Below are 1963 nucleotides of genomic sequence, written 5' to 3'. Positions count from 1 at the left end.
CGAAATTACTTGCTTCATTCTATGCGTTAACTCACTTAATACTAAAAGTGAATACAATGGTTCTGAAATTAATGAACAAGGATCAGTGTATTTAACTTGACGTGGGGAGTCATACCAACGCCCCACTAAGAGGCAAATAATAGTTGGTTATAATAGAGAGCGAAGCGAACAAAACCAACTGTTATTTGTCCTGCTTGAGTGGCTTGTTATGTGTATTTTTCTACCAAATCAATACCAATTTCCTGACACGTTATATTATTACTAAACCAGCTAGTTGTATTTTTGATACTTATTTTTATTGTTAGGTTATCTTTTTTCATTAGCAAAAGTACACTTTCTGCCATTCGCCTTAAAATATCCCAATCTGGGTGAGTCTCTATACCAGACCAAAATAATTCGTCTTCATCATTGTCGTGTGAGCTAAAAAACGAATCAATCTCTGAAATAGCTTTGGCATGATCGATAGTTATTAATTCGGCAGAAATTAATTCATCTTTATATTCTATAAAGTGAGTTAATAAATCTGTAGCCATTTCTTCTTCTGCGTTCCCAATACCATGAGCTTCCAATTGAATCTTTGATTCAGAAGAAATCGTAATTAGTAACTTTAGTAATTCGTCGTAATGATATTTGATGTAATCCATAACTCTCGATACACATAACGCCGTTTTAAGCGGCAAATTGTAGTTGGCTAAAATGTGAAGCGGAGCGGAACCAGCCAACTGTAATTAAGTCCTGCTTGAATGGCTTGTTATGTTTCTATTTCATTGATTTCGCTAATAACAGAATCTATATTTACATGCTTTGCCACAATTGGCCATTGCTTGCTAGTTGAATGTAAATAAAGAGAAAAACCCATTAATAAACCTGATAAAATTGCGATTACTAGAATATAGATACCTGTCAGCTCTTGAAAATACAATAGAAAACTTATAAATAGACATATCCAAGAAAGAGAACTAAAAAATTTACTTTTCTTCCTCAGTTTATTGGTGTGTTGCTCAGGGTTTTCGATAGCAAAAATGATACTTTTTAAAGCCTTTAATTTGACTGAATTATCCAATGTGCCTCCTTGAAACATAACGCCTCATTAAGAGGCAAATAATAGTTGGCTAAAATAAGCGACGAAGGAGCAAATAGCCAGCTGTTATTTGTCCTGCTTGAATGGCTTGTTATAAGGTTTTGCACCTAGCCAGAAATGGTTTTTCACCAAACACCTTGAAAGTGTTATGTGGCATAAGTAATGTTGGCGTTTTGTTATTAATAGATATATGAAAAACAAAACCACATTCTTTTCCGTTGTCTAACCCAAATTTAAATCCATCTTTAGTTTGGCTACCTAAGAATGTAACATTACTAAATTCAAGTGGTGAACTACAAGGTTTTTCTAATGGCCAATTATCACTAAGACTTAATTTTTCAATCTTAACTTTAAATTTATCATTATTTTGAATTAGCTCTATTTCAGCGGAAAAACCTCTATCATTCGGGTAATCAGGATGAGCTAGACATTCAATTTTTTTCGCATAAATGTTAAAGCTAATTAAAACTAAAACAGTGGAAATTAATAACCTATTCATAGAACCTTATAACGCCCATATTAAGCGGCAAATAATTGTTGGCTAAAATAGTGAGGAACGAACGACAGCCAACTGTTATTTGTCCGTTTGAATTGCTTGTTAGGTGAAGTATTTCAGTAAATACAAAACCTTAAAGCAAACACTAAAAGTTAATATAACATTCGCTACTTTAAAAACACAACTGCTAGATTTTGAGCCACAACACCAAACAATAAAAAGCCAATTCGCAAGGACATTTTGTTTTTAGGTAATGCCCGCAGACTATATTGGCGTAAATGACGTAGAGCTTGGCGAAACACTCCAAAACCATATTAAGAAAACACAAACGCCCTACTTAAATTGGCAAATGCTTTAAACAATAAAACGAAGTGGCGATTACACCT

At 33.6% G+C, this 1963-nt stretch carries 3 protein-coding genes; all 3 read right to left on the bottom strand.

Annotated features, from left to right (window positions below; translation table 11 throughout):
• Window positions 1-206: 206 nt before the first annotated feature.
• Entirely contained in the window at window positions 207-722 is a 516-nt protein-coding gene (locus H4J76_RS19405) for a hypothetical protein (protein ID WP_182231135.1), read from the bottom strand.
• A gap of 29 nt (window positions 723-751) precedes the next feature.
• Window positions 752-1063, bottom strand: a complete 312-nt coding sequence (locus tag H4J76_RS19400) for a hypothetical protein (protein WP_182231134.1) — start codon at window positions 1061-1063, stop codon at window positions 752-754.
• A gap of 109 nt (window positions 1064-1172) precedes the next feature.
• A complete protein-coding gene (locus H4J76_RS19395; protein WP_182231133.1) occupies window positions 1173-1580 on the bottom strand; it encodes a hypothetical protein in 408 nt (135 codons plus the stop codon).
• Between the last annotated feature and the right edge of the window lie 383 nt (window positions 1581-1963).

Source organism: Colwellia sp. BRX9-1, assembly GCF_014077195.1.
Lineage (GTDB): Bacteria > Pseudomonadota > Gammaproteobacteria > Enterobacterales > Alteromonadaceae > Colwellia_A.
The sequence above is the reverse complement of the archived record's forward strand: the minus strand, read 5'-3'. Positions and strand labels throughout refer to the sequence as shown.

Bases quoted from the DNA above. Each gene is read 5' to 3' on its own strand.
- H4J76_RS19395 (WP_182231133.1), bottom strand. From the start codon at position 1,580: ATGAATAGGTTATTAATTTCCACTGTTTTAGTTTTAATTAGCTTTAAC.